This window comes from Clostridium sp. HV4-5-A1G, assembly GCF_900184915.1.
Taxonomy (GTDB): Bacteria; Bacillota; Clostridia; order Clostridiales; family Clostridiaceae; genus Clostridium_B; species Clostridium_B aromativorans.
On sequence record NZ_FXYI02000213.1, the window covers coordinates 1 to 5,522 of the forward strand.

At 34.0% G+C, this 5,522-nt stretch carries 5 protein-coding genes; 1 reads left to right on the plus strand and 4 read right to left on the minus strand.

Translation table 11 applies throughout. The features are described 5' to 3' along the window. The first annotated feature begins 86 nt into the window (after positions 1 to 86). The gene (locus J5G60_RS16305) at positions 87 to 254 is read left to right on the plus strand and encodes a hypothetical protein (RefSeq protein ID WP_179978449.1); all 168 of its coding nucleotides are present in this window, start codon (positions 87 to 89) and stop codon (positions 252 to 254) included. Positions 255 to 286: 32 nt separating this feature from the next. Here the strand turns inward: J5G60_RS16305 and J5G60_RS16310 are convergent, their stop codons facing one another. The 4 genes from J5G60_RS16310 to J5G60_RS16325 all read right to left on the minus strand — a co-directional run bounded on the left by J5G60_RS16310 (position 287) and on the right by J5G60_RS16325 (position 5,388). Further along, positions 287 to 556, minus strand: a complete 270-nt coding sequence (locus J5G60_RS16310; protein WP_150358894.1) for a hypothetical protein — start codon at positions 554 to 556, stop codon at positions 287 to 289. Positions 557 to 648: 92 nt separating this feature from the next. Then, positions 649 to 2,646, minus strand: a complete 1,998-nt coding sequence (gene ligA, locus J5G60_RS16315; protein WP_150358895.1) for an NAD-dependent DNA ligase LigA — start codon at positions 2,644 to 2,646, stop codon at positions 649 to 651. Between the two features lie 33 nt (positions 2,647 to 2,679). Then, positions 2,680 to 4,920 carry a DNA helicase PcrA gene (pcrA, locus tag J5G60_RS16320; RefSeq protein ID WP_150358896.1) on the minus strand — a complete coding sequence of 747 codons (2,241 nt, stop codon included), beginning with the start codon at positions 4,918 to 4,920 and terminating at the stop codon, positions 2,680 to 2,682. Positions 4,921 to 5,094: 174 nt separating this feature from the next. After that, positions 5,095 to 5,388, minus strand: a complete 294-nt coding sequence (locus tag J5G60_RS16325) for a YerC/YecD family TrpR-related protein (RefSeq protein ID WP_150358897.1) — start codon at positions 5,386 to 5,388, stop codon at positions 5,095 to 5,097. Between the last annotated feature and the right edge of the window lie 134 nt (positions 5,389 to 5,522).

Consider the following 5,522-nt stretch of genomic DNA (forward strand, 5'->3'; position numbering starts at 1 on the left):
AATATAAATTTTTTATGATATAATGTTCACGTATGTTTTAAGCGCTTTTGTATCCTTAAGATTTTAATTATACGGAGGAGTGTAAAATGTTACTTGTAATAGAAGTTTTAGGTATTTTGACTATGTGTACTGTCATATTCGTCTTAATCTGGGGATTTATAACTGTCAAACAAGTCTTATCACAGCTAAAATATAAAAATTACCTGCTGGAAAAATTAACTCAATATGTACATATGCTTACATCAAAAAAATAAGGCAATCTTTAAGATTGTCTTATTTAAAAACATCAAAATACCTTCATGTACATAAAAAACATAGTCACACAAGCTATTATCACGCAAGTTATAGGATATACTATATTTTTAAAATTACTTCTAAAAATGATCATATTCACAGCCCATATTATCATAGTACCAAATATACTCCACTGCAGCATATAATAATCATTAAAATACTTTACATATGTAAAATGATATGTAGTAAGAAGTGTCAATACCAATGCAATAATAGTGAATATAACACCTATCCATCCTAGTAAACTTATTGTTCTTTTCATTTTTTCCTCCACAGGTTCTTTACCTGAAGTTTAATTTTATCATAAATCAAAACTATTTTTATATTAACTCTCTTCGATTGTTTTGTAAATATTCACAGCATATTTTCAAATTGATTTTCATCAATTATTTTTACTCCAAATTGAATTGCCTTTTCATATTTACTTCCAGTAGATTCACCTGCTATGACATAATCTGTCTTTTTACTTACACTGCCGGAAACCTTAGCTCCTAGAGATTCCAATTTTTCTTTTATGCCCATTCTCGTATAGTTTTTTAAAGTTCCTGTGACCACTACCGTTTTTCCCTTAAATACATTTTCCTCTACATTAATACTCTCAAAATGTGGTTTAATACCTAATTTCAATAATTCATCTATGCTCTCTATTATATTGTCCTGTTTAAAAAATTCTATTATACCTTTTGCCACCGTTTCACCTATATCCGGAATTGATACAAGATCTTCCAGTTCAGCCTTTCGGATATCTCTCAATCTATTAAATTTTTTACACAGATCAGTGGCAGTTTTTTTGCCCACATTCGGTATTCCAAGGGCATATATAAATGAGGACAGATCACAATTTTTACTTTTTTCTATGGCATTTATAAGATTTTGGGATTTTTTTTCTCCAAATTTATCTAAGGTCATTAGATCCTCTTTTTGAATTCTATACAAATCAGCTATGGATTTTATATTTAATTTTTCGAAAAGCTGCCCTGCAGTTTTTTCGCTAAATCCCTCTATATCCATTGCCTCTCTGCTTCCAAAATGAACTATGCTTTTTACCATCTGAGGTTTGCAGGAAAGCGTATTTTCACAAAAATAATGCACACCATCCTTTATAAGTTTACTACCACAGTATGGACACTTTTCAGGGACTTCTATATCCACAGTCTTATCCGCTTCACCATCTTCCACCACCGACGTAATTTCCGGAATCACATCATTGGATCTTCTTACAAACACCCTGCATCCTATTTTTATTCCCTTTCTCCTTATATCATCCATATTATTCAAAGTAGCCCTTTTTACTGTAGCTCCGCCTAATTCCACCGGCTCCAAAATGGCTGTAGGGGTCACCCTCCCGCTGCGACCTACATTCCACTCAACATCTAAAAGCTGTGTGGTAATCTCCTCTGCCTCAAACTTATAAGCTATGGCCCACTTTGGGAACTTAATGGTATATCCTAGAATTTCTCTTGTTCTCATATCATCTATTACTATTACCACTCCATCTATATCATACTGAAGTTCATTTCTTATACTGTGTACATACTCCAGCTCATTTTTTATCTCATCCATATTGGTACATATCTTAAGATAGCTGTCCTGCGGCAGTCCCATTTCCCTTATAAAATTCATCATCTCCACATAACTTTTAAAGGGTCTGCCTTCATTATATCCCACATCATAAAAAAAGGCTGAAAGATTTCTCCTGGCCGTCTCTTTTATATTCAAGTTTCTAAGAGCCCCCGCAGCACCGTTTCTGAGATTTTTAAGTGGAGTCTTCGCTTTTTTATTGTACTGTTCAAAAGCTTTTTTAGTCATAACAGCTTCCCCGTGTATTTCAACCAGACTGTTATTGTCTATTTTGAGGGGAAGAGACTTTATGGTCTTTGCCTGGGCAGTTATATCCTCTCCAACAATACCCGTGCCTCTAGTAGCTGCTTTTATCAGCATCCCTCTTTCATCATAGGTGCAGTTTATCGTAAGTCCATCAAACTTTTTAGTCAGCACATATTTAAGCTCTGGCAATTTATCCTCATGAGTTAAGTTATAATTATTTACAATTCTTTCATTTCTCCTGTGCCACTCTTCTATGGCATTTACGCTCTGAGCTTTGTCAAGACTCCACAATCTGCCTTTATGTATGTATTTTTGAAACTGAGACAGCACAGTATCCCCCACCCTCTGTGTAGGAGAATAGGGAAAAACAATTCCAGTATCCCTTTCCAATTTTACAAGTTCATCGTATTTCATATCATACTCTTTATCGGAAATACTCGGATTATCCTCAACATAGTATTCGTAGGCATATCTATTTAACTCTTTTATAATTTCATTCATCTTATGCACAATATCATCATTCATCAGATCACCTCATAAGTAAACTGGGAGTACACCCTATACAGCTTCCAATGGCACTATCCCATACATCAAATTTTTTATTCCCATTTTGTCAAAAACTATAGTGAGCTTTATGTCACTTCCACTTTTTGATATGCTGACAATAGTTCCTACCCCAAATTTACTATGTCTTACCTTTATACCCTCTTTTATACCTTCAGGCTTTAAATACTTGTCACCAGGAACATCTCTTTCAGCAGAAATTCCTGCAGCCTCTGATAAATTGCTAGAAACCGCCTTTTTCTTCCATAAAAAAGCATTATTATTCAAAACCCTATTTGAATAACTATTAATATTATTTTCCTTTACAGTATCATATTCCTTCAGTTCGCGGGATATTTCATCTACAAAATCAGACTGCTGATATGAAACTGTCCTGCCAAATACCCTTCTTGTTTCAGCAGAAGTCATATAAAGCTGTTCTTTTGCCCTGGTTATACCCACGTAGCAGAGCCTTCTGGACTCCTCCATTTCCTTGGCACTATCCAACGACTGCATTCCCGGAAATATTCCATTTTCCATCCCAACCATAAATACTACCGGAAATTCCAGCCCTTTCGCGCTGTGTACAGTCATGAGTACAACAGAATCAGCATTGTCATCAAAATTATCTATATCTGAAACAAGGGTCACTTTCTCCAAAAATGCAGAAAGTGAAGTATCTTCTGAAGTAGTTTCAAACTCAGAAGCAGCCGATACGAGTTCTTTAAGATTTTCCACCCTACTTATACTGTCTGCCTCCTTGCTGTCTTTGAGTTCATCCAAATATCCTGTTATATCCAGTATTTCCCTTATGAGACTGGAAACAGGTATTTTATCCCTACTTTTGATAAAGCTGTTTATTATACTTACAAATTTTTTTATAGAATTAATACTTCTCTTGGATAAATTTGATACTTCGTCCACATCCAAAATCACATTGTACAGAGATTCTTCCATAGAATTGGCAAAACCCTGTATCTTTTGTACTGTAGAATCTCCTATATTCCTCTTGGGTACATTTATTATCCTCCTCAAGCTTATATCATCCAGTGGATTATTTATAAATTTCAGATATGCCATAATATCTTTTATTTCTTTTCTATCATAGAACTTAAGTCCTCCAATTATTCTATAAGGTATATTGGATTTCATAAAAGCATCTTCAAAAATACGTGACTGGGCATTGGTTCTGTAAAGCACCGCAAAATCCTTATATTGTCTTTTTTCATCTCTATTCACCATATCTCTTATCTTAAATGCCACATATCTTCCTTCCTCAAGATCAGAATAAGCCCTGTACAATTTTATCTTGTCTCCATTTTCACTTTCAGTCCTAAGCACTTTTTTCTTTCTATTGGAATTATTGCTTATAACATCATTGGCCGCCTTTAATATATTCCCCTTTGATCTATAATTTTGTTCTAACTTTATCACCTTCGCATTTGGATAATCCTGTTCAAAATCCAAAATATTTCTCACATCCGCTCCTCTCCAGGCATAAATACATTGATCATCATCTCCAACTACACATATATTTTTATGCCCCTGAGCCAATAATTTGACAAATTCATACTGGGACCTGTTAGTATCCTGGTACTCATCCACCATTATATACTCAAATTTTCTCTGGTAAAACTCCAGTACATCCGGATGCTCCTTAAAAAGCTGCACAGTTTTATATATAAGATCATCAAAATCCAAAGCATTATTATCTTTTAACTTTTTTTGATACAACAAATAGACATCTGCAATTTTATTAATTCTAAAATTTCCCTCATTTTCTCTTTTGAACTGCTCCGGAGATACTAAAATATCCTTTTGTCCACTAATTTTATTTATTATCTCCCTATCTGTTATATCCTTGTCATTTATATTCAATTCCTCCATGCACTGCTTTATAAGCACCTTCTGATCATAGCTGTCATATATGGCAAAATTTTTATTATATCCAAGTTTATCTATTTCTCTTCTCAATATTCTCACACAGCTTGAATGAAACGTAGATATCCACATACCTTCCACTTCATCTCCAACAAGTTCCTTTATCCTATCTTTCATCTCTCCGGCAGCCTTGTTGGTAAAAGTTATGGCCAATATTTTTGAAGGATATATATTTAAATCTTTAATCATATGGGCCACTCTATAGGTAAGGACTCTCGTTTTACCTGATCCTGCTCCAGCTAAGATCAGCAGTGGACCGTCTACCGCTGCTACTGCTTCATACTGTTCCCGGTTCAAAAGATTTTTCAAATCCATAAAATTCACTCCTATTTATAGATATAGATCTATATCTTTAATCTAAACTGTATACGTATATCTGCTTCATGTCTAATATTATAACATTTTAGCAGTACTTTAATCATATAAGACATAAAAAATGTGCTGACCCCCATCAACACATCTAAAAATTTTACTTATACTAAAAATATTTTACTTAAGCCTTCCCAATACTATTTTATACCCATCACTTCCATAATTAAGACATCTATTCACTCTGCTTATCGTAGCAGTGCTGGCTCCTGTTGCAGCTGCAATATCTAAATATGTCTTTTTATTGCTGAGCATTTTGGCCACCTGAAGTCTCTGTTCCAAAGATTTTATTTCGTTTATCGTACATATATCATCAAAAAATCTATAACATTCCTCTTTTGTTTTTAAGCACAATACCGCCTCACATAGATAATCCATCTGCTTACTTTCTAATTTGGATCTATATTCTCCCATGAACGCCACTCCTTATTAATGTATGTTTATAAACACATCTTTTATTTAATTTTATCACGTATTAAAATATCTGTCTATTATACAAATCTGACGCTGCAGACGAAGCTAGAATTGTAGATCTCGGTGGTCGCCGT